The following is a 25324-nucleotide window of genomic DNA, read 5'->3' on the forward strand; positions in this document are numbered from 1 at the left end:
AACACCGGGCATCCCTCCACCCGCCCGTTTGCGTGTTGCGTGACGGCGTGAATACTGTGCGCGATCGTGACTGCACTTCAGAATCTCAAGTACGGCCAGTGGTTCAGGGGCGCCGACGTCGACGGCGACGGGTTCATCACCCGGCGGGACGTCCGGATGATGAGCGAGCGCTACATCGCCGCCCGCGGTACCGCACCGGACTCCGCGGCGGCCCGCCTGCTCACCGAGGGGATGGACGGGTTCTGGGCGAACGTGATCGCCCCGATGGACCAGGACGGTGACGGGAAGGTGGACCTGCGGGAGATGACCGAGGGGTTCAGGCGGGTCCTGACCGACCCCGCCCTGTACCCGCAGCAGGTCCAGCCGGTGACCGACTGCTTCTTCGACCTCGTCGACCTCAACGGGGACGGCAGGATCGACCAGGCGGAGTTCCGGCAGATGTTCGACGCGGTGGCCGGCGTTCCCGGCGAGGACTGCGCCGCGGTCTTCGCCGCCCTCGACCTCGACGGCTCCGGCACGCTGGACCGCGCCGAATTCCACCAGGCGGTCACGGAGTTCTTCTACGGCGACGACCCCGACGCCCCTGCCAACCACCTGTTCGGCAGGCTCGCCGGCTGACGGCCCCCGGCGCGGCGCGGCCCGCGGGTTACCGGTTGACCCAGAGCTGGCCGGCCTCTCCGGTGCAGGGAAGCTGCCGGACCTCCCGGCGGCTGCCGTTGGGCATGGCGGCGTCGGCGAGGCAGAGTCCGGTGGCCTTGTTCTTGATCAGGGCGCCTCCGTTCTGCCAGGTGAACTCCCACTTCTGGCCGTCGCTGTAGTTGCAGGCCCTCTGGACGATCGTGGCCCCGGCGCCCGCGCTGGTCGGCTGCAGACACATGACGGTCGCGTGCCCCGGGGTGAGGAAGGTGTACGGCTCGCCGATGAGCGGGTCCGTCCAGAACTCCTGGTGCAGCTCCTGCTTGCAGCTGAACTGCTGGATGACCGCCGCGTCCGAGATCGACCCGCCCCGGACGTCGAGGCACTTGCCGGTGCCCAGGTTCATCCAGTGGCTGCGCGTCGCCACGGCCGCGGCGGCCGGCGACTTCCCGGAATCCGCCTGTGCGGGTGCGACCACCAGGGTCGCCGTCGCGGCCACCGTGCCGACTGCCACAGCGGTACCAAGGACCAACGAGCGCACGGACGGCATGGACATCTCTCCTCGCGTGGGCGGGCGCACCGCCGGGTACGGCACGCGGCCACAGGCTATGGCGGTGCGGCCACCGGCCGGACAGGCACCGGCCAGGCACCGGCCAGCGCGGGAGCGGGCGCCCGCCGGCCCGGGCGCCTGCGCCGGCCGGTCAACCGGAAGAAGCACCGCGGGCGCGCCGATCACCCCACGGGTGCCGCGTGTGGTGAACCGGAGCACCTGCCGCGCCCGGCCCGACTCTCTCTCCCTCCCTGGAGCGCCAGTTCGGAGAATGACCTGAACCGTCCGATGTGCAGCAGTGGCCGGCGGGGCCTCCGGCCGCCTCCGGGCTCGGATGGCGGCCGGGGCGCCCCGTGGCCCGGACGGCTGCGGCTCCGGGCGCCGGCCGGTGGGGGCCGGCGCCCGGGGTCGGGTGGTGCCCGGGGTCAGGCCGACGGGGCGGGGAAGCGGGTCCAGGCACGGTGGGCGGCCATCTCTTCGGTGAGCCGGCGCAGGGCGGCGGGGCCGTTGTCGGCGAGGACGACGCCTGCGTCTCCGTTGTGGATGCCGGCCGCTTCGAAGAGGCGGTCCGCGCCGTTCCAGCCTCCGACGGCCTTGCCGTGCCGGTACGCCTCGGCGAGCAGGGCCAGGACGCGGGGGTCGGCGGTGGCGGGCCGGGGGTCGCCCGCCTTCGCGTCGCGGGCGCCGTAGGCGTCCGCTCCGGCCGCGGGGACGCCGGCGAACAGCAGTGCGTCGAACTCGACCGATCGCGCGGCCGCGTAGGTGCGCTGCACGGTCACCGGGTCTGCGGCGCCGGCCAGGCGTCCGCCGGTGGGGGCGACCACCAGCGGCACCATGCCGGCGTCGAGGACGGCCTGGCGGACCTCGGCCACGCCGGCCAGGTCGCCGGCGGGGTCGGTGACGATGCCGACGGTCCGCCCGTCCAGTGGCCAGGTCTGGCCGATCTGGGACAGGCGCGGGCTGGGGCGGGGGTCCGCGAGGGGTTCGGTGGCGGCCGGTGCGGGCAGTCCCAGTCCGGCGGCGACCTCGGCGCACAGCCGGCTGTCGATGTTGGCGAGTGTCTGCAGGACCCGTTCCCTGACGGCCTGCTCGTAGCACCTGGACAGTTCGAAGGTGTAGGCGGCGATGATGTGTTCGCGTTCCACGGCGCTCATGCTCAGCCAGAACAGCCGTGGTTGGGAGAAGTGGTCGTCGAAGGAGGCGGGTGCCTCGCGGACCTTGCGTGCGGCCGGGAGTTCGACGGGGACCTCGATGAAGGCGCCGGTGTCGGCGCCGGCGAAGAAGGGGCAGCCGCCGTCGAGGCTGTTGGGGTGGTAGGGGGCCGTGCCGCGGTGGACGGCGCTCTGGTGCATGCCGTCGCGGAGCATGTCGTTGACGGGCGCGTGGGTGCGGTTGATGGGCAGTTGGGGGAAGTTGGGGCCGCCGAGCCGGGTGATCTGGGTGTCGAGGTAGGAGAACATGCGTCCGGCCAGCAGCGGGTCGTCGGTCGGGTCGATGCCGGGGACGAGGTGGCCGGTGTGGAAGGCGACCTGTTCGGTCTCGGCGAAGAAGTTGGACGGGTTGGCGTTCAGGGTCATCAGGCCGAGCGGCTTCACCGGTGCCAGCTCTTCGGGAACGATCTTCGTGGGGTCGAGGAGGTCGATGCCTTCGAAGGTCTGCTCGGGGGTGTCGGGGAAGGTCTGGATGCCCAGTTCCCACTGGGGGTACGCGCCCGACTCGATGGCGTCGGCCAGGTCGCGCCGGTGGAAGTCGGGATCGACGCCTCCGAGGATCTGGGCCTCCTCCCACACCAGGGAGTGCACGCCCAGTTTGGGCTTCCAGTGGAACTTCACCAGTGTGGTGGTGCCCTGGGCGTTGACCAGGCGGAAGGTGTGGACGCCGAAGCCCTCCATCATGCGGTAGGAGCGCGGGATGCCCCGGTCGGACATGTTCCACAGGGTGTGGTGGGTGGCTTCGGTGTGCAGGGAGACGAAGTCCCAGAAGGTGTCGTGGGCGCTCTGCGCCTGCGGGATCTCCCGGTCGGGGTGCGGTTTGCCGGCGTGGATGATGTCGGGGAACTTGATCGCGTCCTGGATGAAGAAGACCGGGATGTTGTTGCCGACCAGGTCGAAGACGCCTTCCTCGGTGTAGAACTTCGTGGCGAAGCCGCGGGTGTCGCGCACCGTGTCGGCGGAGCCGCGGGAGCCGAGGACGGTGGAGAACCGTACGAAGACGGGGGTCTCGGCGTCGGCGGCGAGGAACGCGGCCTTGGAGACGGCCGCGCCGGTGCCGTAGGACTGGAAGACGCCGTGCGCGGCCGCGCCGCGGGCGTGGACCACGCGCTCGGGGATGCGCTCGTGGTCGAAGTGCATGAGTTTTTCGCGCAGGTGGTGGTCCTGCAGCAGTACCGGTCCGCGCGGGCCGGCCTTGAGCGAGTGGTCGGTGTCGTAAAGGCGGGTGCCCTGGGCGGTGGTGAGGTAGGCGCCGCTCTGGGCCGTGCGGGCCTGCTCGTCGCCGGTGGGCTGCCCGGTCGGGCTGACGGTCTCCGGGCCCCTCTGGTCCTTCTTCGGCGGCAGCGGCTCGACGGGCTGGACCGGTTCGGTCAGCTGCGGGGAGACGGAGGCCGGCTTGCCCGGGATCCCCTCTTCGGGACCGTGTCCGGTTCCTCCCCCCTGCACGGCGTCGGCGATCTTGTCGGTGACGGCTTTCAACGGGTTCTTCTCGGGCATCGCGTCTCCAGGGCGTAGGGGTCGGGCGATACACGTGTGACCCCGTCCCATACCTCTCAAACAGCGCTTTGTCGACAAAGCGGATGGGTGTGCGGCCCCCGGCGCCGGGCCGCTCCGCGGGAGCAGGGCAATCTGCAAATTGCAGAATTCTGCAATTTCATAGATGCTGTGTTGGCTGTGTTCGCAGGTAGCCGCGGGCACGGCGCCAGGCGTGCGCCCCGCTCGGGGTGGTGAGAAGGGTGCGAGACCGTGCCGGTTCCGCTGTACCAGGCCAAGGCCGAGTTCTTCAGGATGCTCGGGCACCCGGTGCGGATAAGGGTTCTGGAGCTGCTGCAGGACGGTCCGATGCCGGTGCGGAGCCTGCTGGCGGCGATCGAGATCGAGCCGTCCGCGCTGTCGCAGCAGCTCGCGGTCCTGCGCCGTTCGGGGATCGTCACCTCCACCCGCAACGGCGCGACGGTCGTCTACGAGCTGGCGGGCGGGGACGTCGCGCAGTTGATGGCGGCGGCGCGGCGGATCCTGACCGAGGTCCTGACCGGGCAGAGCGAGCTGCTGGAGGAGCTGCGCGAGTCCGGGGCCGGGGCCGCGCTCTCGTGAGCGTGCACGCCTTCTGGGCTTCCGCGCTCGGGCGGGTCCGCTCGCTGCTGCCGGACCGGGCCGACTTCGCGGCGATGGGCCGCAGCCCCCGCCGGGACCTCCTGGCCGGGCTGACCGTGGCGATCGTCGCGCTCCCCCTCGCGCTCGGCTTCGGTGTCTCCTCCGGGCTCGGCGCCGAGGCGGGGCTCGCCACCGCGGTGGTCGCCGGCGCGCTCGCCGCGCTGCTGGGCGGGTCGAACCTCCAGGTGTCCGGTCCGACCGGTGCGATGACCGTGGTCCTGGTGCCGATCGTCGCCCGGTACGGGCCCGGCGGTGTCCTGACCGTCGGCCTGATGGCCGGCGTGCTCCTGATCGGCCTGGCGCTGCTGCGGGCCGGGCGGTACATGCGCTACGTGCCGGCGCCGGTGGTGGAGGGGTTCACCCTCGGGATCGCCTGCGTCATCGGCCTGCAGCAGATACCCGCCGCGCTCGGGGTCGACAGGCCCGAGGGCGAGAACGTGGTGGCGGTGGCGTGGCGGGCGCTCGCGGAGGGCGCGGCGTCCCCCAACCTGACCGCGGTCGGCCTCTCGGCCGGGGTCGCGGCGGTGATGCTGGCGGGCGCCCGGTGGAAGCCGGCGGTCCCGTTCTCCATCGTCGCGGTGGTCGCGGCCACCGTGGTCGCACAGGTCTTCCGCCTGGAGGCGGCGGCCCCGATCGGGGACCTGCCCTCCGGGCTGCCCGCCCCCTCCCTGGCCTTCCTCGACGCCTCCGCCCTCGGCTCGCTGCTCGCCCCGGCGGTCGCGGTCGCGGCACTCGCCGCGCTGGAGTCGCTGCTGTCGGCGACGGTCGCGGACGGGATGACGGTGGGACAGCGGCACGACCCGGACAGGGAGCTGTTCGGGCAGGGCGTCGCCAACCTGGCCGCTCCCCTGTTCGGCGGCGTTCCCGCCACCGCCGCCATCGCGCGCACGGCCGTCAACGTCCGCACCGGCGCCTCCTCCCGCCTGGCCGCGCTCACCCATGCCGCCGTCCTCGCGGTGATCGTGTTCGCCGCGGCGCCGCTGGTCTCGAAGATCCCCCTCGCCGCGCTGGCCGGCGTACTGCTGGCGACCGCGGTGCGCATGGTGGAGGTCGCCTCCCTGCGCGCGATGGCGAAGGCGACCCGCTCCGACGCCGCCGTGCTCGCCCTCACCGCCGCCGCCACCCTGGCCCTCGACCTCGTGTACGCGGTGATCATCGGGCTGGTCGTCGCAGGCGCCCTCGCCCTGAAGGCGGTGGCGGGCCAGGCCCGGATGGAGCAGGTCGACCTCCGCCCGGACCTGCCCGGCGAGCACAGCGACGAGGAACACGCCCTGCTGGCCGAGCACATCGTCGCCTACCGCATCGACGGTCCCCTCTTCTTCGCCGGCGCGCACCGCTTCCTCCTCGAACTCTCCGAGGTCTGCGACGTCAGGGTGGTCATCCTGCGCATGTCGCGGGTGACCACCCTGGACGCCACCGGCGCCCTCGTCCTCAAGGACGCGGTGGAGAAGCTGAACCGGCGCGGCATCACCGTCCTGGCCTCCGGCATCCGGCCCGGCCAGCGCCAGGCCCTCGACGCCGTCGGCGCCCTGGAGCTGCTGCGCCCGCAGGGCCGCGAGTACGCCACCACCCCCGAGGCGATCGCCGGCGCCCGCGAACACCTGGAGCGGGCGGGCCTGCTCCCCCTGCTCCCGCCCGATCACCGACCGCACCGCTTCCGGAAGGCCGCACGATGACCGTCCCCGCCGACCGCCGCATCATGTTCGAGGTGTCCGGCACCGAGGCCCTGTGGCTCCTCGAAGGCTCCGCCCAGGGCCGGCTCGTCTACGTGCAGCGGGACCTGGCCGTCGTCCGGCCCGCCGCCCACGTGATGGAGTACGGGCGCCTGGTCGTCCGCGCCCCCGTGCAGGCCGCGGCCGTCCCCGGCCGGGCGATGCTGACCTACCAGGTGGACGAGATCCGCGGCCCGGCCGGGACCGGCTGGACGGTCAGCGCCCACGGCCCGGCGGACGTCATCTGCGACCCGGACGAGGCCGCCCACTACCGGCGCACCCTGCCCGGCTGGGCCCACGGCCCGCACGACACCCTGCTGCGCCTGCACCCCCAGCAGGTGTCCGGATTCCGCCTGGCCCGCACCGTGGCCGAGGCGGGCCGGTGAACGCGCCGGCCGGGACGGCGTACCGCCCAGGAGACCGACGGCGTACCGCCCACGAGACCACCGACAAGCCGAGGACACGACGATGACGATCGAATGGCGCTACACCACCGGACCACGGCTGGGCGTACTGTCCCTGGCCGGGTATCTCGGCGCGGACGCCACCGACCGGTTCAGCGGCGCGATCGGCTGGGCGCTGGCCCGGGGCACCGGCCCGGTCATCCTCGACCTGACGGGGCTGCTGGGCTGGTCCGCCGGCGGGCAGATCGCCGTCGCCCAGGCCGCCCGGCGCCTCGCCGACAACGGGCGCCGCCTCGAACTCGCGGCGATCCCCGCGGACGGCTCCCTCGTCCCGGACGCCGCCTGTCCGCCCGTACCGGTCCACTGCGACCTCGGCGCGGCCCTGGCCGCCCACGGGGCGCAGGGCGCGGGCGGGGACGGGGACGGGGCGGGCAGGCACTGGAGCACCGACGACTGGCCCGTCCGGCAGGGCCCCGCGGGGCCCGCCCTCGTCTGAGGCCCGGCCGGCGGGCGGGCCCGCGCGGGCGGCCGGGGCGGCGCGGCGGGTGCCGGCCAGGGTGCCCGCGAGTTGCAGGGATCTGCAATTGTGGAGGTCACAGAGGTCGCAGGTGTGAGGAAGGGGCGGACGGACGCCCCCGCGAAGGAGCGGTTCCGGGTGGATGAGATGGGCAGTCAGGGCAGGGCCACGCAGGCGAGCACGCCGCTGTACCAGCTGAAGTCGGAGTTCTTCAAAACGCTGGGGCACCCGGTCCGCATCCGCGTCCTGGAACTGCTGTCGGTACGCGAGCACGCGGTCGCCGAGATGCTGCCGGAGGTCGGGGTGGAGGCGGCCAGCCTCTCCCAGCAGCTGGCCGTGCTGCGCAAGGCCAACCTGGTGGTCACCCGCCGGGAGGGCTCGAACGTGTACTACTCGCTGACCGATTCGCAGGTCGCCGAGCTCCTGCGGGTCGCCCGCAGCATCCTCTCCGGTGTCCTGGAGGGCCAGGCCGAGCTCCTGGCCGACCTCCGGGCCGGCCGCACCTGAGGGGGGCGTCCGGCGGGGGCCTGGTCCGCGGCTCCGGTCCCGCCCTCGGGTGCCCCGGGGTGGCGGCCGCGGCCTGAAGATGGGTGCCGGCCCCGATGCGGCGGGCCGGGGCGGCAGGCGATGGTGGGTGTACTGGAGCACCCTCCGGTCGGGGGCGGCCCCTGAGGGGTGCGGGTGCTCACGGCAGCACCTGTGAACGGAGCCGCGCCGATGACGACCCCGCCGCCTGCCCCCGCGTCTCCTCGGCACCGGCTGGGCGGGGCCGCCGTGAGTGTCACCGCGTGGCCGGCGGCGGCGGTGTTCGCGGCCGTCTCCGTACTGATCGCCACGGAGAAGGTCCACCGGGTCGCCGCGGCCCTGGGCGGTGCGGTCGTCATGCTGCCCATCGGGGCGACCGGTCCCGAGCACGCCTTCTTCTCCGAGGTCGCGGGGATCGACTGGAACGTCGTCTTCCTGCTCCTGGGCATGATGCTGGCCGTCGCCGTCCTCAGACGCACCGGGCTGTTCGAGTTCGTGGCGTTCTGGGGCCGCCAAACGGTCGCGCGGCCGCCCGTACCGGCTGATGGTGCTGCTGATCCTCGTCACCGCGTTCCTCTCGGCGTGGCTGGACAACGTCACCACCGTCCTGCTGATCGCCGAGGTGATGGCCTGCCCCTGGTCGGCGACGGTCCTGGCCGTCGCCGCCGTGGCCACCGGGGCGCTGGTGCCGCACGGGCTCCTGCTCGCGGCCGGCCTGGTCCTGGCCGCCCTTGCGGTGGACCTCCTCGACGCCGGCCGCCGGCGGCCCCTGTGCCGGCGCGGGCCCTGAGGCCGTGGACGGCGGGCGGAGGAGGGGGGTGTGCGGGGCGCCGGCGGCCGTAGGCGGCGCGGCGGGGCGCGGTGCCGGGCGCCGCGGGCCCGGCATGATCCGCACGAGGCGGCCGGAGGCCGGCTCGGGCGCCCGGAAGAGGGGAGCGCGCTGTGACGCTGCAGCAGCTGTACCTGGTGCTGCTGGTGGGCGGCGTCGTCCTCATGGCCAGCATCGCGGCCGCCCGGGCGGCGCACCGGCTCGGCCTGCCGAGCCTGCTGCTCTTCCTCGCCGTCGGTGTGATCGCGGGCGAGGACGTGATCGGTATCGAGTTCGACGACGCGCAGCTCGCCCAGTCCCTGGGCAGCGCGGGCCTCGCGGTCATCCTCGTCGAGGGCGGTCTGAGCACCCGCTGGCCCGACGTCAGGCGTCGGCTCGCGCCTGCCGGCGTACTGGCCACGGCGGGTGTCGCGGTGTCGGTGGCGGTCACGGGTGCGGGGGCCCACTTCCTGCTCGGCATGGACTGGCATCTGGCCCTGCTGCTGGGTGCGATCGTCTCCTCCACCGACGCCGCCGCGGTCTTCGCCGTTCTGCGCTCCCTGCCGCTTCCGCGCAGGACCACCGGTCTGCTGGAGGCGGAGTCGGGGTTCAACGACGCTCCGACGATCATCCTGGTCCTGGTCTTCTCCACCGCCGCCGCCGAGCTGCCCGGCCCTGTGGCGATCCTCGGCAGCGTCGTCTACCAGCTGGTCGCCGGCGGGCTGCTGGGCCTGGCCGTGGGCCGGGCCGGGGTGGCCGCGCTGCGGCACATCGCGCTGCCGGCCACCGGGCTGTATCCGCTGGCCACCGTCGGGTTCGGGATCATCGCCTTCGCCGCCGGCGGTCTCGTCAACGCCAGCGGGATCATCGCCGCCTATCTGGCCGGGCTGGTCCTGGGCAACTCGCGCCTGCCGCACCGGGCGGCGACCCGCTCCTTCGCCGAGGGCACCGGATGGCTCGCCCAGATCGGCCTGTTCGTCATGCTCGGGCTGCTCGTCGACCCCGGCGAGCTGCCCTCGGCGATCCTGCCCGCCCTCGCGGTCGGCCTGGTCCTGCTGCTGGTCGCCCGGCCGGTCTCGGTCGCCGCCTGCCTGCTGCCCTTCCGCACCCCGTGGCGGGAGCAGGTCTTCATCTCCTGGGCGGGGCTGCGCGGGGCGGTGCCGATCGTGCTGGCCACGTTCCCGATCGTCGCGGCGGTCGAGGGCGCCCGCCACCTGCTCAACATCGTCTTCGTCCTCGTGGTGGTCTTCACCCTCGTCCAGGGCCCCACCCTGCCCGCCGTCGCCCGCCTTCTGCGCATCACCCGGCCCGGGGCCGTGCGGGAGGTCCAGGTGGAGAGCGCGCCCCTGGACGTCCTCGACGCCGACCTGCTGACCGTCTCCGTTCCGCCCGGCTCGCGCCTGCACGGCGTCGCCGTCTTCGAGCTGCGGCTGCCTCCTCCGGCGGTGGTCACCCTCCTGGTCCGTGACGGCGTCACCCAGGTCCCCGGGCCCGACACGGTCCTCGCGGCCGGCGACGAACTGCTCCTGGTCACCACCGCGGCCACCCGGCAGGCCACCGAGCGGCGGCTGCGCGCGGTCGGCCGCCGGGGCAAGCTCGCCCGCTGGCTCGGCGAACACGGCAGGTCCGAACCCGCCGCGGGCGGGCCGGAGTGAGGTACAGGCGGCCGACGCCGGGGGCGGCGGCCGGGCGACGGCCGGCCGGCGGGCGGGGCGGCGGGCGGCGGGCGGCGGGCACGGTTCTCCGGCCGGCCGCCGCCCCGGGCGTCGTGGCTCGGGCGCGGCCGGCCGGGCCCTGCGCCTGCGTCGGGAGGTCCTCGCGGCTTCCCGGCCGGGCCGGTACGGCGGCCAGGGCGGCCGGCTCCGGCGGGGTGCGGCGCCTGCCGATCCAGGTGGCCAGGGGTTCGGTGCCGACACGGATGGACAACTGCCGCCCCCCGGCGTGAGGATGGGGCGCGGGACCGGTTCGCCGCAGGTCACCGCCTTGGCTGACAGGGTGTCACCGGCGCCGCTCCGGGGGCGGGACCGCTGCCCCGCGCCGGCGGGCCGGGCCGTGGTCACTTCTGGGCGTGCCGGCCCAGGTAGAACAGCAGCCAGATGAACCCGGCGAACACGTGGGTGCCGAAGATGTAGAAGAAGGCGCGCAGTGCGACGCCCTTCTCCTTCCACTTCTCGTGAGCCGACTCTTCGGCGCGGGTGTCATCCGTCATGATGTTCTTCCGTCTCGGGTCGATGAGTGGGGGCGCAGGGGCGGACGCGCACCTGTATGCCGTGCCCGCCGGCGTAGGCGACGGCGGGCGACCTGCCCGGCCTCGGTGCCGCCGGCTTCACCGGCTGTCCCCGCCGGCGGCCACGCCGTGGTCGCGGGCCACCCGCAGGGCGTCCTCCAGCTCCTCCGCGGCCTGCGCCTCCTCGAAGGCGTCGCGGGCCTCCCGCGCGGCCTGGAGACGGTCCTGTGCCCTGCGGACACGTTCCAGTGCCGCTTCCTCGAACCCGGACACGTCCCGACCCCCCGTCCACTGGATACAGAACTGGCAAATTGCATAACTCTGCAAGTCTAGCGGATGCCTCCATGAAGCACTTGGTGCTACTTTCATTGGCATCATGCTGCTGAGACTGGACACCACGGACAGCCGGCCCCTCCACGAGCAGGTGGCGGGAGCCGTCCGGCGCGCCGTCGCCGAAGGGGAGTGCGCGCCGGGAGACCGGCTGCCGTCGGCCCGGGAGCTGTCCCTGGCGCTGGGGGTGAACGCCAACACCGTGCTGCGCGGGCTGCGGGCCCTGCGGGACGAGGGGGTGCTGGAGTTCCGCCGGGGCCGGGGGGTCACCGTGGCCCAGGGCGCGGGACAGCGCTCCGAGCTGCTGGAGCGGGCCTCCGCGCTGGTGGCCGAGGCGGCACGGCTGGGCTATGGCAGGAACGATCTCATCGAGATGATCAGGGGGCTCGCGTGACCGGCTGTGGGAAGCGACCGGACGGCGCCGGGTGGGGGGCGGCCGTGTGGATCGCCGGCGTCTTCGCGCTGCTGGCCGCGCTGCCCCTGGCCGTGAGCGGGCGGCTGCCGGAGCGGGTGGCCACGCACTGGGGCGGCGAGGCGCCCGACGGGTCGATGCCGCTGTGGGCGGCTTCCGTGTTCCCAGCCCTCGTATGGGCGGGGTCGGCGTGCGCCACCGTCCTCACGACGCGGCGCGCGGCCGCGCCGGCCCCGTCGTGGGCCGGTGCGGCGCTGGCGTTCACGGGCGTCTTCATGGCGGGCCTCCAGGCCTCGGCAGTCCGCGCGAACCTGGACCGCGCCGACTGGCGGGAGGCGGGTTCCGTGGGTGCGGGGGTGGTCCTGACGTCCGTGGTCGCGCTGGCCGCCGGCGTACTGGGCCGGCTCGCCGGGCGGCGCGGCGAACGGCCCTCCCCGGCCGCCGGAACCGGCGTGGGCGCGGGCGCGGCCATGGTGATCCCGGCCGGGGAGCGCTTCGTCTGGCTCTCCCGCGCCGCCAACCCCTGGCTGCACCTGGTCGCGGCCGTCACCGGCGTCGCGGCGCTGGCGGCCGTCCTCGCCGCGGCCTGCGGCCTGCTCACCGGCATGCAGGGGGCGGTCGTCGCCCCCTTCGCGCTCGCCTCGGTCGTGACCTGGGCCTTCGGCTCCGTGCAGGCCCGCGTGTCGGAGAAGGGCCTGGAGGTGGCCTTCGGGCCGCTCGGGTGGCCGGTGCGGCGCTGGACGCCGCAGGACATCGAGTCCGCCCGCGCCGAGTCGCGCACTCCCGCCCAGGTCGGCGGCTGGGGGTACCGGCTCAGTGGCGCGGGCGCCACCGTGATGCTCCGGGCCGGCGAGTGCCTGGTCGTCCGCCCCCGCACGGGAGCCGAGTTCGCCGTGAGCGTCGACGACGCCGAGCGGGGGGCGGCGCTCCTCAACGCCCTCCGTGCCGGGCGGCCCGGATGACGGGCTCCTTTCCGGGCGTCGACCGGCGCCCGCCCCGCCGATAGGCTGACGCGTGGTCCGGCCCTGTCGTACGGGCCGGCCGGAAGGCCGATCCTGCCTCCCGGGTCGAAGGAGGTGTCCATGCGGTTGGCCCGCCTCCTGCTGGGCGCCGTGCTGGCCCTCGCGGCGCCGCTCGCGGGGTGCACCGGCGCCGACGAGCCGACCCGCCTGTCCGGGGTGGTCACGGTGGCCACCGGCAACCAGGGCGGTGTCTACGCGGAGTACGGTGCCGGGTACGCGGGCCTCGTCGAGCGCCTGCCGGACGTGTCCGGCCGGGCTCTGCACACCGGTGGCAGCGTGGAGAACCTGGACTTGGTGGACCAGGGCAAGGCGCAGGTGGCGTTCGCCCTGGCGGATTCGGCCGCGGACGCGGTCGCCGGGCGCCCGCCCTTCTCCGGGCGGTCGCCCGTGGTGGCCCTCGCGGCGCTCTACGACAACTACGTGCAGCTCGTGGTCCGCGCGGACAGCCCGGTGCACAGCGTGAAGGAGCTGCGCGGGGCGCGGGTCTCGGTGGGCTCCGAGGGCTCGGGGACCACCCTGACCGCCGAGCGCATCCTGGAGGTCGCCGGGCTCTCGGGGGACGAGGACGTCACCACCCAGCGGCTCGACGTCCGCGAGTCGACGCGTGCCCTCGCCGAGGGGCGCATCGACGCGTTCTTCTGGAGCGGGGGCCTGCCCACCGCGGCGATCACCGAGCTGCGCCGGTCGACCCCGGTCCGTCTGGTGGACCTCGCCGAGGTGGTCCCGCCGCTGACCCGGGCCTACGGCGAGCTGTACACCCAGACCACGGTGCCTGCGGTCGTCTACGGCGCGCAGAGCGCGGTGACCACGGTGAGCGTGCCGAACTTCCTGGTGGTGCGGCGGGACATGCCGGACGCGCAGGCGTACTGGCTGACCCGGCTGCTGTTCGAGGGGCAGCCGCAGCTGATACGGGCCCATCCGGAGGCCCGCCGTCTGGACCGCCGCACCGCGATCGCCAGCCATCCGCTGGACCTGCACCCGGGTGCCGCCCGCTGGTACCGCCAGTCGCATCCGTGATGCCTCAGGGCCGGGACGCTTCCGGGCCGTGACGCTTGCGGGCCGTGACGCTTCAGGGCCGGAGTGCGGCGGCCGGCGGGAGGGGGGCGGCCGGGAGCCGGACCGTCGCGGCCAGGCCCTGCGGTTCGGCTGCCGCCAGGTGCAGTTCGCCGCCGCCCGCCTCCACCAGCATCCGGGTGAGGGCGAGGCCCAGTCCGGTGCCCCGGACGTTCTGGTGCCGGGTGCTGCGCCAGAACCGGCCGCCCGCGAGGGCGAGTTCCTCGTCGGTCAGTCCGCGGCCGCCGTCGCGTACCGTCACCTCCACCGCGCTGTCCGGCCCGTCGGCGCCGCCCCCGTGCGGGGGCCGGGTGACGGTCACGGTCACGGGTGTGCCGTCGCCGAACTTGAGGGCGTTGTCGAGCAGGGTGTCCAGTGCGTGGTCGAGGCAGTCGGGCAGGGACAGGGCGCCCACCCCGTCGGGGATCCGGGTCGTGAGCGGTACGTTCCCGGCGTCGTAGGCCGCCTGCCAGGCATCGACCCGGTGCGCGACGACCGCCGAGACGTCGACGGGGGTGCGTTCGGCCTCGGACGCCTCGGCTCTGGCCATCTGCAGGAGGCCGTCGAGGATCTCGCCGAACCGGCCGGTCTCCTCCACGGCGAGGTTCAACTCGCGCAGGCCGCGGGCGTCGGTGACGAACTCTTCGAGGTTCTCCACCCGCAGCCGCAGCGCGGTCAGCGGGTTGCGGAGCTGGTGGGAGGCCTGGGCCACGAAGGCCCGCTGCTGCTCCCGGGAGGCGTGCATGCTGTCCGCCATCACGTTGAAGCTGTAGGCGAGGCGGCGCAGTTCGGGTGCTCCGGCCCGCTCGGAGACCCGTGTCTTCAGCTGTCCCGAGGCGACCTCGTGGGTGGCCCGGTCCAGGTCGTGTACCGGGTGCAGGACCCAGCGGACCACCGGAGCGGCGATCGCGACGAGCATGGCGGCGAGGGCGGCGAGGCTGGCGATCACCAGGAGGGTCAGGTGGTCGGCGATCTCGGATCGTACGCGGTCGGTGGGCGAGACGATCAGTACGGCGCCGAGGATCCGGCCGTCGCGTTTGACGGGCTCGGCCAGGACGAAGGGGCGGTCGTCCCACGGCCACACCACGCCGGGGCGCTGTGCGGGCCGGTCGGCGAGGGCGTGGAGCAGTGCTGAGCGTATGCCGGGTCGGGTGAGGTCGACGGGGGCGGATGCCAGGACGGTCTCGCTGTCCGCGTCGACCACCGCGATCTGTGCGTCGTAGAGCTCGCCGTAGCGTTCGGCGGCGGCTTTCAGCCGGCCGGTGCGTCCTGTCTCCAGGGCGGTGGCGGCCAGGTCGGCGAACCAGGCTCCGTCCTCGGCGCGTCCGATGAAGGAGGTCTGGACGGTGCGCTCGGCGGTGGCCCGGACCAGGGGCAGGCTGAGTGCGGTGATCAGGCCCGCCACCAGGGCGAAGACGATGACGAGGAGCCGGCGGCGCATCCGGTGTCTCGTATCCTCAGCCGCCGGCCGGCGTGGCCGGGCCGGGACCGGCGCCGGCGGTGGTGATGGTGGTGGTGGCAGCGGTGTCGGTGGTGGTGGCGAGCCGGTAGCCGAAGCCGCGTACGGTGCGTACCAGGGCTCCCGCCGGGCCGAGTTTGCCGCGCAGGGTGGCCACATGGACGTCGAGGGTGCGCGACATGCCGTCGTAGGTGGACTGCCACACCTCCACGAGGATGCGCTCGCGGGGTACGGCGGCGCCGTCGGCGCGGACCAGGACGGCGAGGATGTCGAATTCCTTGCGGGTCAGGGCGATGGGGCGGCCGTCCAGGGTGACGGTGCGCTGTCCGAGGCAGACGGTGAGGGCGCCCAGGTTCAGTGTCCGGTGGTCGTGGGCGCGCCGGCTCACGCTGCGGCGCAGGACCGCCTCGATCCGGGCGAGCAGTTCGGCGGTCCCGAAGGGTTTCACCACGTAGTCGTCGGCGCCGCTGCGCAGGCCCCGTACGCGGTCGGGTTCGGCTCCCCGGGCGGTCACCGCGATCACGGGGACGGCGTCGCGGGCGCGTAGTTCCCGGCAGACCTCGATGCCGTCCCGGTCGGGCAGGCCGAGGTCGAGGAGGACCAGGTCGACGGCGGGTGCGGCCAGCGCGTCGGCGGCGCTGGCCGCGCGCCGTACCTCGTAGCCGTTGCGGCGCAGGGCGCCCGCCAGGGCGTCCGCCACGCGGTCGTCGTCCTCCACCAGCAGTATGCGCAAGGCCGTCTCCCGGATCCTCATACGCCGGGCCCGCGCCCTGGAGGGCACGCGTGCCGGGGCCGCAGGAACGGATACGAGCTTAAGGAGCGCCCGCCGCGGGCGAACCCTAAACCCAGGTTAAGACCGCGGGCATTTCCTGTTTCCGGCTCGTCACGGCTGCCACCGTCGGGGGCAGAGGCAGGCACCGACCCCGGGATGGCAGGGATGAGCATGGCTGAGTCGCCTTCCGAGCCGCGGCAGCGTACGGCCGAGGAGCTGGTGGCCGAGTTCGAGCAGGAGCGGCCGGCGCGCAGGCTTTCCCCGCGGGTGGCGGGGCCGGTGTCCGCGGTGTGTGCCGCGATGTCGGTGTTCGCGTTCTGGGTGGTCTTCTTCCCGGTGGCCAAGGGCGGGCAGTACTACCTGACGGTGTTCCTCGCCGCGACGCTTCCGCTGGTGTTCCTGACCCATCGCGGGACCGTGCGGGTGCCGGCGGTGCTGCTGCCGTGGCGCCGTGGCCGCGGGCCCGGCGAGGGGGCCGCCCGCGGGGACGACCCGGGGTGGGCGGACTGGCTGCTCGCGGCGGCGGCGCTCGCGGTGTGCGTGTATCCGCTGCTGGGGTTCGACGCGTTCATCGAGCGGCGGCAGCTGCCCACCTCCCTGGACGTGGTGGCCGGGATCGTGCTCATCGTGCTCGTCCTGGAGGCGTGCCGGCGCACCACCGGCTGGGTCCTGCCGGCGTTCTGTGCGGCGTTCCTCCTCTACGCGTACTACGGCGGGCTGCTGCCCTACGACTGGTCGCTGGCGCACGGCGGCTTCGACGTCGACGCGATCGCGGCCCACTTCTTCATGGGCACCGACGGTGTGTACGGGGTGCCGCTGAACGTGGCCGCCACCTACATCGTGCTGTTCACCATCTTCGGGGCGGTGCTGGAGGCTTCCGGTGCGGGGAGGTTCTTCATCGACCTGTCCTTCGCGGCGTTCCGCGGGTCGCGCAGCGCGCCCGGCCGCACCGTGACGGCGGCCGGCTTCCTCCTCGGCACGGTCTCCGGTTCGGGTACGGCCACCGCCGTCAGCCTGGGGTCGGTGGCCTGGCCGGTCCTGCGGCGGGCCGGCTACACCAGGGAGCAGGGCGGCGGGGTGCTGGCGGCGGCGGGGATCGGCGCGATCCTCTCCCCGCCCACCCTGGGCGCCGCGGCGTTCATCATCGCCGACTACCTGCGGCAGAGCTATCTCACCGTGCTGCTGTACGCGATGGTGCCGACGCTCCTGTACTACCTGGGCATCCTGCTGGCGGTGGAGATCGACTCCCGCAGGCACCGGACGCGGCCGGTGGCCGGGGAGGAGGGGGGCGTCTCGGCGCTGCGGCTGCTGGGCCGGTTCGGCTACCACTTCCTGTCGCTCTTCATGATCGTCGGTTTCATGGCGATGGGGCTGCCCCCGTTCAAGGCGGTGGCCTACGCGACGGTCCTGCAGTTCCTGCTGTCCTTCCTCGACGCCCGGCACCGGATGACGCCGCGCCGGCTGTACGCGGCGCTCGTCGAGGGCATCAGGTCGGTGCTGCCGGTGGTCGCCACCTGTGCCGCCGCGGGCATCATCGTCGCGGTGGTGACCCAGACCGGGCTCGGGCTGAACCTGGCGTCGGTCATCGTCGACGCGGCCGCGGTGTTCGGCGACAACGCCACGGTGCAGCTGGTGGTGACGGTCCTCTTCGCGGCGCTGTCGGTGTCCCTGCTGGGCCTGGCGGTTCCCGTCACCGCCTCCTTCATCATCGCCGCAGTGATCATCGCGCCGGCGCTGCTGTCGCTGGGGGTGGCCACCCATGAGGCGTACATGTTCATCTTCTACTACGCGGTGCTGTCGGAGGTGAGCCCGCCGACGGCGCTGGCGGCGGCGGCCGCCGCCGCCGTCACCGGCGGCCATCCGATGCGGACCATGGTGGCGACCTGGAAGTACTCCCTTCCGGCGTTCCTGGTGCCGTTCGCGTTCGTGCTGACCGACAACGGCGGCCGGCTCCTGGGCACGGGGAGCCTGTGGGGCATCGTGTGGACCACTGCCGTGTCCGCCCTGGCGGTCGCGGCGCTGGCCGCGGCCACCGGCGGCCGGATCGCCGGCCCGGCGGGGCCCGTGGAGCGGGTGCTGTGCGCCGTCGCCGCGCTCTGCCTGCTCTATCTCGAACCTGTCGCGATCACCGCCGGTCTCGTGGCACTCGCCTGCGCGGTCGGGGTGCATCTCGTGCTGCGCCGGCATCCCAGCCGTGCGCCTGCTCCCGCCGACGAGATCTGCACGGCGCCCACCCTCACGGAAGGACGACTGTCATGAAGTACCGGATCCGGGCCCCGCGCCTGGCCGTCGCCGCCCTCGTGGCCGCTCTGGCCGTCACCGCCTGCGGTGGCGGGAAGCAGACCCAGGGCGCGGGCGCCGGCAGCGGCAAGGGAGGGCGTCTGACGATCGCGACCGGCCCCACCACGGGCGTCTACTACCAGATCGGCGGCGGCCTGGCGAAGCTGATCTCCGACGACCTCGACGGCTACCGGGCCACCGCCACCACCACGGGTGCGTCCGTGCAGAACATCCAGGGGCTGGGGGCCGGCACCTACGACATCGCCTTCTCCCTGGCGGACACCGCCGGCGACGCCGTCAACGGCAGGGAGTCGTTCTCCTCGCCGCAGCAGATCGAGGCCCTGACCCGGCTCTACCCCAACTACACCCAGGTCCTGGTCCGGGCGGACTCCGGTATCAAGTCCCTCCAGGACATGAAGGGCAAGCGCGTCTCCACCGGGGCGCCCGGCTCCGGCACCGAGGTCATCGCCCACCGGCTGCTGAAGGCCGCCGGCCTGGCCCCCACGGACGTCACGGCCGAGCGCCTGGGACTCGCGGAGTCCGTGGACGCCATGAAGGACGGCACCGTGCAGGCGCTGTTCTGGTCGGGGGGCCTGCCCACCGGCGGCATCACCGACCTCACCACCAGCCTCAAGGACGAGGTCCGCTTCCTGGACGTCACCGCCCAACTGCCGTCGCTGAACCAGCAGTACGGCGACGTCTACCAGAAGGCCGCCATCCCCGCGGCCGCCTACCACCAGCCGCAGGACGTCCCCACGATCGCGGTGCCGAACGTCCTGCTCGTCAAGAAGGGCTTCGACCCCGAACTCGCCGAGAAGATCGTCCACCTGCTGTACGAGAAGAAGGGCGATCTGGAGAAGGTGAACGCGGCCGCGAAGGAGATCGAGCCCTCCCGGGCCGATGCCGTCGCGCCCGTCCCCCTGAACGCCGGTGCCCGCACCGCGCTGAAGGCCCTCGCCCAGAAGCCCTGACGCGGCCTGTCCGGTCACACGCACCACAGGTCGGGGGGCCATCCAGGGCGGGGGCGGGCGGCACGGTCGTGCCGCCCGCCCCCGCCCTGGCCGCGCATCGGCCGGCCCCCGGCGCGGCGCGCGTCACCCCGGTGAAGCATCTCTCCCCCGGGAGGCATGCCAGTCGCAGCCGGCTCCCCTGCGCAGCCAGTTGACCCTCGTCGAACGCCCCACAGCGTGAGCTGGGCGCGCCGGCACGTCGTGGAGGTCCTACGGCGGTGGGCCGTACCCGCCTGCACCACGCCGGGCGGTCCGGGCGGTCCTGCGGCTGGCGGGATCCTCCCGGGGGGGGGCGGGTCTGCCCGCAGGCCGGCGGGGTCGGGCACTTGAGCGGATTCCGGTTCGGGCGTACCGTCCCGCCCCACCCGGAATCCGTCTTCCGGGACGTCAGCACGTCACACAGGAGCATGGGTTGAGCGATCCGGGCACTGCCCGCCGGCAGCATCTGCGAAGCCTCAGCGACGGGGAGCTCTGCGCCCTGCTGCGTGAGTACACCTCGGAACCCGACACGGGGGTCAGCGACGTGATGGGGGAGATCTTCGCCCGCCACCATCCCCCGGTGCTCGCCTACGCCCGTACCTGCTGCCGGGACCTGGCCACCGCGCAGGACCTGGCCGCCGAGGCCTTCGCGCAGACCTACCGGGCCGTGGCCCGGGGGGCCGGACCCGAGCACGCCTGGCGGCCGTACCTGCTGGCCTGTGTGCGCCGGCTGGCGGCCGCCTGGGCGCGGGAGGGGGCCCGTACGCGGCTCTCCGACGACTTCGGGGAATGGGCCGCGGGCCTGTCCGACGGCCCGGACGCCGAGGAGGCCGTCTTCCGCGCGGAGGAGGCGTCGCTGGTCCTGCGGGCCTACCGGTCGCTGCCGGAGCGGTGGCAGGCCGTGCTGTGGCACCGCGTGGTCGAGCAGGAGGCGGTGGAGGAGACCGCCGCCCGCCTGGGGATCTCGGCCAGTGGCGTCGGCTCGCTGCTGGCGCGGGCCCGGGAGGGGCTGCGGGAGGCGTACGTGCGTGCCCATCTGGAGCGGGCCGCGAGCGAGGAGTGCCGCCACTACGGGGGGCAGCTCGCCGCCGTGCTGTGCCGGCCGGGCCGGCGCCGCCCCCGGGACCTGGGCCGCCATCTCCAGCGGTGCGAGGGCTGCGCCCGCGCCGAGCGGGAGCTGCGGGCCGTCGACGGCCGTCTGGGCGTGCTGCTGCTGGGCGGGATCCTGCTGTGGAGCCCGGCCTCGTTCCTGTCGGCCGGGGGCGGGGACGGCATGCAGCCGGCTGCCGCGGCCACGCCGGACGGGACGTTCGCACCACGCCCCGGGGCCGGCGGCGTCAGGTGGTCGGCCGCGGCGGCGGCCGTCGCGGGGGCGGCGGCCGTCGTGGTCGCCCTGCTGCCGGCCCACCCCGGCGACGGCTCTGCCCCCTCCCCCGCCCCGGCCCCGGCCCCGGCCGTGACGGCGCAGGACGCCCTCCCGCAGGCCGCTCCGGTCGTGGCCATCGGGTCGGCGGTGTCCGCGACCGCCGCACCGCCCGCCACCCCCACCCCCTCCCCCACCCGCTCCGCTTCCGCCTCGCCGGGGGCGGTGGCGTCGCCGGCGCCGGGCGGCGGCACCGCCCTGGTCAACGTGGGCTCCAGGCTGTGCGTCGGTCTCGGCGCCGGCCCGAACGGCCCGGTGCAGTTGGAGAAGTGCACCGGGAAGCCGGCCCAGACCTGGCAGCGGCTCCCGGCCCGGCAGAACACCTTCCAGCTCCGCAACGCCGAGACCGGCACCTGTCTGGAAGGGTCCGCCGGCGGGGGCGGCGCCGGGGTCGCCCTGGGCGCCTGCCGCAGCGGCGCGCAGGGCGCCGCGCAACTGTGGCGGTTCGAACCGGACGCACGGCCGGGCGCCTACCGCGTCCGGTTCGCGGCGACGGCGGGGCACGGCGGCTCCGCCGGCCATCTGCTGGGCCCGCGGAACCGGACGAGGGCCGACCCGCCGCGGCCGGGCTCGCAGTTGGTCCACCTGCCTGACGACTGCCCCTCCGCCAGTCTGCTCTTCGCCCTGAAGTGAGGGACGCGGCGGGGGTGTCACAGGGGCGTGGCAGGATCGGGTCGTGACTACTCCCCCGCATCGATGCGGGGGCTTCTCGTCAAGCTTGTTTCTTGGCGACGGGCCAGCCCGGCCCGTAGGACGTTGAGTGCCCCGACGTGGTCGGCGTGGGCCTGGTGGCCGCATCCGGCGCAGTGGAACTTCTCCTGTGTGGGCCGGTTCTCCGCCGCGACGTGTCCGCAATCGGGGCACGTCCGGGAAGTGTTGCGGGGGTCCACGGCGATCACTTCCCGTCCGGCGCTTTCAGCCTTGGCGTGCAGGATCGTCAGGCCGGAGATGCCGTTCCTGCGCCTGCGGGGGCCGGTCCCGGCGCACGAGTTGTTCGCCGAGGCCTGGCGCGCGGCCCGTTGGGGGGTGTCGTCAAAGTGGCGTCGGCCGCCCGGTGAGGGCGGGGGTGGCGGGGTCCGGGGGTATGGGGGCGGCGGATGCGGGCAGGTGCCTGCGGTGACGTCGAAACCCCGGCCCGTCAGCACAGCCGACGGGCATCACGTCGTCATCGGCGGCCGCCGCTGGCGTGCCACCGATCCGCTCCTGCCCGAAGCGGTCGGTGCCCGTCTGCGGGTCCACCTCATGGCGGCCCGGCGGGCGGTGGCCGCCGCCCGGCGCGCGCAGGACCGGCGGGCCGAGCGCGCCGCCCGCGCCCGGGTCCAGACGGCCAAGGTGGCGCTGGGTGAGCGCGGCACGCCGTGGTGGGAGCAGACCGCCGAGGAGCGGCGGGTGCGGTGGAGCGAGGGCCTGGCCGCGCTCGACGCGCGCCCTACGCCTCCTCCACCAGCAGGCGGGCGTTGATGGTGGGGTTGCCGGCTCGTGCGAGGGGGAAGGCCGTGCCGATCTCGTCGGCGTGCCCGGGCACATCGATACGGACCGACAGCGTCCGGTCGAGCAGCCGCTGTGGTGTCATCCTGAAGTCGATGTTGACGATGCCGTGCTCGACGCAGTTCGCGCAGCCCGGCGGGTTGACCGGTTGGAAGAAGAAGCGCTTGGCGACCGGCTCCCCGTCGGCGAGCAGGGTGACGACGAACGACCCGGGGATGTCGAGCCGGTGGATCCCCTTCACCCGCACCGAGACCGGGCTGGCGCTGCGGAACGTGAAGGGGTGGATGGCGTCGATGCTTCCGGTGAGGTTCTCCAGCGGGCCCTCCACGGGGCTGAGGAGTTCCAGCCGGTCGTAGGAGGCCTCGGTTTCGACGGTCTGGTCCGCGGTCGTGCCAAACGGAGGCAGTGCGTTGAACGGCGCCGTCAGCCAGTCGGTGTTCTCCCCCAGTGTGGAGCGGAAGCCGGTCAGCGTGGTCGCGGAGACCCGGGTCTGCCAGCTCAGCCAGAGGCGGTCGAGGTTGCAGTGGAAGAACCAGAACACCGGGTCGTAGGAGGCGACTTCCTGGGTGCCCATCGTCGGTCCGATCGATCCGTGGCCGCTGTCGTGGGCCTGGATCGAGAAGTCCTGGTATCCGTTGACGTTGTACGCGCCCCACAGGGACTGGGTCAACGACGTGGCGATGTCTTCCAGGACCTCGAAGTCCGCGACGTTCTGCGCGATCTGGGCGGCGGGATAGCGCTGGGTGGTGTACGGGAAGAACCCGGTCACCGGCGGTGTCACGGTGGCGCCGGGGTCGGCCGGGAGGACGTAGGCGTCGAAGGGTGGCTGTTGCAGCCGCTGCGGCAGCTCCGTGGAGATGTCCCAGTAGGGAAGGGTGACCTCCTCGCAGCCCGGGACGGAGCGCAGGGCGTCTTCGAAGACGCGCAGGTACTCCCGGTGCCAGGGGTTGTAGCGGTCCTGGTGGTGCAGGCACCAGCTGTCCGGCAGGCCGTGCTGCCCGGCCAGGGCGAAGTAGCTGTTGGGGTCTTCCGGGGCCCGGTCCATGAGGCCCCTGAACGCCGTGGCCAGCAGGTCGAATTCGCCGTCGTCGAGCTTCGTCACTTCCTTGCGCAGCCGGGTTCCGGGGGCCTGCCCGTCCGTGGGCGGCTCGGCGGGTGCGGCTGTGCCGAGGGGGCATCCGTTGACGATCCAGTTCTTGAACGTCTGCGAGCGGGCGGTGCTCCATTTGCCGGCCGCGTCCGGGGGCATCAGCGAGTTGGGCGGCGCGGTCTGCGCGTGTACCGAGAGGGCGTTGCTCTTCAGTCCGTCGTAGGTGCCCAGTTCGATTCCCTTGGCTGCCATGTGCGCCACGTCTTCGGGCCGGAAGAAGAATCGGATATCTGCCAGATAAGTCGGCGCCGCAACGGCCTGTTCGGCGAGCGGGCTGTTCTCGGGCGGGGTCATGATTTCCTCCGTCGGGCTCCGGACGGGCATCAGGGACGACTCGGTAGCGCAGTCGCCGAGAAGTATGCGACGAATCCGGGCGTATATGGACGATCGACACAGGAGGCTGGAGACGGGTGCGCCGACCGGCAGAACAGGCCGCACGGGTAAATTGTTGAATGTGCGATCTGTGCAGTCGATTTACGGCCGGGGGGACTCCTCTGGGAACTCAGGCGGAAAATCGTTTCCCTTTCCCTTTTCTCCGCGGTGGAAAAGGGCGGCCGGAACGGCTCTTTCGAAGTCGGGGTCCGCCTGGGTGGATCCGGCTCCTGCGGCACTCACGCGGCGGGCAAGGGGCGGCGGCCGGGCACCGGTTGGGAACGCCCGGCGGAACGGGGCGCCGCCGGGGGCGGGTTGCGCGGCCGGGCACGCCCGGCGCAGCCGGCGGCGGGGACGGGGCCGTCGCGGCGGGCGGCCCGCGACCGGGGGCGGCCCCGGTGACGGGCGGCGGGGGCTGGGCACCGCTCCCCCGGGACCCCGGGGCCGGCGGTTCATCACCGCGTGAAGCCGGTGGTGGAGGCCGATCGGCAGACCCTCTTCGTCCTCACCCGCTTCAGGCGCCAATCCGACCAGGAGGTGTTCGGCTTCTTCGGTGGGGGCGGCGGCCGGACAACGTGCTGCTGTGGGCGCGCATCCGGACAGCCGGCTGCCCGAGCGGCACCAGCACCGCCGGCGGGCGCCCGGGCAGGGGGCGGGGCCGGGGGCTCGCCGGCCGGTCAGGGGCAGGTGCGTACGCCGTCCAGCCAGGCCGCGCCCTTGATGTAGATGTTGGTGATCCAGGCCCCGTACTCGGGCAGGTAGGACCAGGCGTCGTTGGTGTAGCCCTCGGCGGTCACCGGTTCGGCGTGCTTCTGGCACTCGATGCGCACCGTGGTCGGGCCGGGGAACCGGTGTACCCGCGGGCTGGTGGTGGACGGTTCCTGGTGGGTCCACACGTCCGTGCCCCAGGTGCTGAACGTGCCGGGTGCGGCCGCCGGCGGGGCGATGCGGACCGCTCCGGCGTAGTCGCCGCCCAGGCGTACGTCGCTGACGGTGATCCGGGTGCCCGATTCGCGGGCCTCGACCATCTTTCCCGCGCCCAGGTAGATCGCGATGTGGTGGACGGCGCCCCCGGAGCCCCAGGCCAGGAGGTCGCCCGGGAGCAGCGGGCCGGTCGCCTGGGCGGCGGTGAAGCGCTGCCGCACCTGCGGCGAGTGGAACTGGTGGTAGGCGTTGCCGGTCAGCGGGTCGCCGCCGGCCGCGCGGGCGTAGGCGTAGCGGACCAGTCCCGAGCAGTCGAAGCCGAGCCGTTCGGGGTCGTGGGCGCTGTCGGGGTCGCTGGGGTCGACCTGTCCGTAGGTCGGTCCGGGCTGTGGTCCGTGGCCGCCGCCCCAGGTGTACCAGACGCCGATCTGTTCGCACGCGGCCGCCACGGCCTTCTCGGCCACCGCGGAGGCTCCGGGGGCGAGGACGGCGCAGGTGCCGGCCGCCTTCGCCGCCTTCGCCGCCTTCGCCGTCGTCGGGGCCGCCGGGGCGGTCGGGGCCGCGGTGGCGCTGTGGGCGCCCGCCCACGCGGTCAGGAGGGTGAGCGCGGCCATCGCCGCCGGTGCCGCTGTACGCATCGTCATCGCCTGGTCCCCCGTTTCCGCCGCGCGGTGTCGCGCGGGTCGTCGTACCCGTCGTGCCCGTCGTGCTGGTCGCGGTGTCCGTGTCGCAGGGGCACGGACCGGTCGGCCGCCGGGCGGTTCGAGACTGTCCCCCGGCGCCCTCGCGTGTCGAGGAGGCGCGGGTCGCCCACTGCGACGGGCAACGGGGAAACGCCTGGGAAACCCCTGCTCCGCCGCGGGCTTTGAGGCCCCGTCAACAGGCTGCGGGTGCGGGGCCGCCGGA

23 protein-coding genes and 1 pseudogene are annotated in these 25324 nt (G+C 74.0%); 15 read left to right on the forward strand and 9 right to left on the reverse strand.

Annotated elements, in window-relative coordinates; genetic code table 11:
• The first annotated feature begins 66 nt into the window (after positions 1 to 66).
• Complete coding sequence (locus BSL84_RS00655; protein WP_075969546.1) at positions 67 to 618, forward strand: EF-hand domain-containing protein; 552 nt, start codon at positions 67 to 69, stop codon at positions 616 to 618.
• A 28-nt stretch (positions 619 to 646) separates the two neighbouring features.
• Here the strand turns inward: BSL84_RS00655 and BSL84_RS00660 are convergent, their stop codons facing one another.
• The gene (locus BSL84_RS00660; RefSeq protein ID WP_075969547.1) at positions 647 to 1186 is read right to left on the reverse strand and encodes an RICIN domain-containing protein; all 540 of its coding nucleotides are present in this window, start codon (positions 1184 to 1186) and stop codon (positions 647 to 649) included.
• A gap of 425 nt (positions 1187 to 1611) precedes the next feature.
• Positions 1612 to 3894, reverse strand: coding sequence for a catalase (locus tag BSL84_RS00665; RefSeq protein ID WP_075969548.1), 2283 nt, complete (start codon positions 3892 to 3894; stop codon positions 1612 to 1614).
• Between the two features lie 249 nt (positions 3895 to 4143).
• Between BSL84_RS00665 and BSL84_RS00670 the strand changes: the two genes are divergently transcribed.
• The 7 genes and pseudogenes from BSL84_RS00670 (at position 4144) to BSL84_RS00700 (ending at position 10172) form a co-directional block, all read left to right on the forward strand.
• Entirely contained in the window at positions 4144 to 4491 is a 348-nt protein-coding gene (locus tag BSL84_RS00670) for an ArsR/SmtB family transcription factor (RefSeq protein ID WP_030029798.1), read from the forward strand.
• Positions 4492 to 4565: 74 nt separating this feature from the next.
• Positions 4566 to 6227 (forward strand): SulP family inorganic anion transporter, encoded by a 1662-nt coding sequence (locus tag BSL84_RS00675; protein WP_079273402.1) that lies wholly within the window; start codon positions 4566 to 4568, stop codon positions 6225 to 6227.
• On the forward strand, positions 6224 to 6649 hold the full coding sequence (locus BSL84_RS00680; protein ID WP_030029796.1) for a pyridoxamine 5'-phosphate oxidase family protein: 426 nt from the start codon (positions 6224 to 6226) through the stop codon (positions 6647 to 6649). The genes BSL84_RS00675 and BSL84_RS00680 overlap by 4 nt, the downstream gene beginning before the upstream one ends.
• Positions 6650 to 6731: 82 nt before the next feature.
• Positions 6732 to 7163 (forward strand): STAS domain-containing protein, encoded by a 432-nt coding sequence (locus tag BSL84_RS00685; protein ID WP_045323331.1) that lies wholly within the window; start codon positions 6732 to 6734, stop codon positions 7161 to 7163.
• 168 nt (positions 7164 to 7331) lie between these two features.
• Entirely contained in the window at positions 7332 to 7691 is a 360-nt protein-coding gene (locus tag BSL84_RS00690; protein WP_030033541.1) for an ArsR/SmtB family transcription factor, read from the forward strand.
• A gap of 267 nt (positions 7692 to 7958) precedes the next feature.
• A pseudogene (locus BSL84_RS00695) lies at positions 7959 to 8334 on the forward strand (SLC13 family permease); the annotation flags it as partial.
• Between the two features lie 317 nt (positions 8335 to 8651).
• On the forward strand, positions 8652 to 10172 hold the full coding sequence (locus BSL84_RS00700; RefSeq protein ID WP_045323330.1) for a potassium/proton antiporter: 1521 nt from the start codon (positions 8652 to 8654) through the stop codon (positions 10170 to 10172).
• A 401-nt stretch (positions 10173 to 10573) separates the two neighbouring features.
• On the opposite strand, the gene BSL84_RS36380 is transcribed toward BSL84_RS00700, so the two are convergent.
• Together BSL84_RS36380 and BSL84_RS36385 are read right to left on the reverse strand one after the other, a co-directional pair.
• Positions 10574 to 10726 (reverse strand): DUF6126 family protein, encoded by a 153-nt coding sequence (locus tag BSL84_RS36380; RefSeq protein ID WP_199816287.1) that lies wholly within the window; start codon positions 10724 to 10726, stop codon positions 10574 to 10576.
• A 117-nt stretch (positions 10727 to 10843) separates the two neighbouring features.
• Positions 10844 to 11017 (reverse strand): hypothetical protein, encoded by a 174-nt coding sequence (locus tag BSL84_RS36385; RefSeq protein ID WP_199816285.1) that lies wholly within the window; start codon positions 11015 to 11017, stop codon positions 10844 to 10846.
• Between the two features lie 103 nt (positions 11018 to 11120).
• Here BSL84_RS36385 and BSL84_RS00705 point away from each other — a divergent pair, with 103 nt between their 5' ends.
• The 3 genes from BSL84_RS00705 (at position 11121) to BSL84_RS00715 (ending at position 13525) form a co-directional block, all read left to right on the forward strand.
• Positions 11121 to 11468: a GntR family transcriptional regulator gene (locus tag BSL84_RS00705; protein ID WP_030033226.1), complete on the forward strand. Its 348-nt coding sequence runs from the start codon at positions 11121 to 11123 to the stop codon at positions 11466 to 11468.
• Positions 11465 to 12448: a DUF1648 domain-containing protein gene (locus tag BSL84_RS00710; RefSeq protein WP_075969549.1), complete on the forward strand. Its 984-nt coding sequence runs from the start codon at positions 11465 to 11467 to the stop codon at positions 12446 to 12448. Before BSL84_RS00705 ends, BSL84_RS00710 begins: the two co-directional genes overlap by 4 nt.
• A 120-nt stretch (positions 12449 to 12568) precedes the next feature.
• Positions 12569 to 13525, forward strand: a complete 957-nt coding sequence (locus BSL84_RS00715) for a TAXI family TRAP transporter solute-binding subunit (protein WP_075969550.1) — start codon at positions 12569 to 12571, stop codon at positions 13523 to 13525.
• Positions 13526 to 13577: 52 nt separating this feature from the next.
• Here the strand turns inward: BSL84_RS00715 and BSL84_RS00720 are convergent, their stop codons facing one another.
• Both BSL84_RS00720 and BSL84_RS00725 read right to left on the reverse strand, forming a co-directional pair.
• Entirely contained in the window at positions 13578 to 15002 is a 1425-nt protein-coding gene (locus BSL84_RS00720; protein WP_075969551.1) for a sensor histidine kinase, read from the reverse strand.
• A 16-nt stretch (positions 15003 to 15018) separates the two neighbouring features.
• Positions 15019 to 15753 (reverse strand): response regulator transcription factor, encoded by a 735-nt coding sequence (locus BSL84_RS00725; protein WP_199816283.1) that lies wholly within the window; start codon positions 15751 to 15753, stop codon positions 15019 to 15021.
• Between the two features lie 210 nt (positions 15754 to 15963).
• On the opposite strand from BSL84_RS00725, the gene BSL84_RS00730 reads away from it, so the two are divergent.
• The 3 genes from BSL84_RS00730 to BSL84_RS00740 all read left to right on the forward strand — a co-directional run bounded on the left by BSL84_RS00730 (position 15964) and on the right by BSL84_RS00740 (position 21117).
• Complete coding sequence (locus BSL84_RS00730) at positions 15964 to 18051, forward strand: TRAP transporter permease (RefSeq protein WP_107484882.1); 2088 nt, start codon at positions 15964 to 15966, stop codon at positions 18049 to 18051.
• Positions 18048 to 19043 carry a TAXI family TRAP transporter solute-binding subunit gene (locus tag BSL84_RS00735; RefSeq protein ID WP_045323325.1) on the forward strand — a complete coding sequence of 332 codons (996 nt, stop codon included), beginning with the start codon at positions 18048 to 18050 and terminating at the stop codon, positions 19041 to 19043. The genes BSL84_RS00730 and BSL84_RS00735 overlap by 4 nt, the downstream gene beginning before the upstream one ends.
• A gap of 451 nt (positions 19044 to 19494) precedes the next feature.
• Positions 19495 to 21117, forward strand: coding sequence for a sigma-70 family RNA polymerase sigma factor (locus BSL84_RS00740; RefSeq protein ID WP_075969552.1), 1623 nt, complete (start codon positions 19495 to 19497; stop codon positions 21115 to 21117).
• A gap of 47 nt (positions 21118 to 21164) precedes the next feature.
• Here BSL84_RS00740 and BSL84_RS37720 read toward each other — a convergent pair whose 3' ends face one another.
• The gene (locus tag BSL84_RS37720; RefSeq protein WP_420718773.1) at positions 21165 to 21629 is read right to left on the reverse strand and encodes a zinc ribbon domain-containing protein; all 465 of its coding nucleotides are present in this window, start codon (positions 21627 to 21629) and stop codon (positions 21165 to 21167) included.
• On the opposite strand from BSL84_RS37720, the gene BSL84_RS00750 reads away from it, so the two are divergent.
• Entirely contained in the window at positions 21601 to 21945 is a 345-nt protein-coding gene (locus tag BSL84_RS00750) for a hypothetical protein (protein WP_045324218.1), read from the forward strand. The two genes, BSL84_RS37720 and BSL84_RS00750, sit on opposite strands and share 29 nt — an antisense overlap.
• Here BSL84_RS00750 and BSL84_RS00755 read toward each other — a convergent pair.
• Together BSL84_RS00755 and BSL84_RS00760 are read right to left on the reverse strand one after the other, a co-directional pair.
• Positions 21914 to 23416, reverse strand: coding sequence for a tyrosinase family protein (locus BSL84_RS00755; protein ID WP_075969553.1), 1503 nt, complete (start codon positions 23414 to 23416; stop codon positions 21914 to 21916). The genes BSL84_RS00750 and BSL84_RS00755 overlap by 32 nt on opposite strands.
• Before the next feature lie 755 nt (positions 23417 to 24171).
• On the reverse strand, positions 24172 to 25062 hold the full coding sequence (locus BSL84_RS00760; protein ID WP_075969554.1) for a C40 family peptidase: 891 nt from the start codon (positions 25060 to 25062) through the stop codon (positions 24172 to 24174).
• Between the last annotated feature and the right edge of the window lie 262 nt (positions 25063 to 25324).

Source organism: Streptomyces sp. TN58, from assembly GCF_001941845.1.
Classification (GTDB): domain Bacteria; phylum Actinomycetota; class Actinomycetes; order Streptomycetales; family Streptomycetaceae; genus Streptomyces.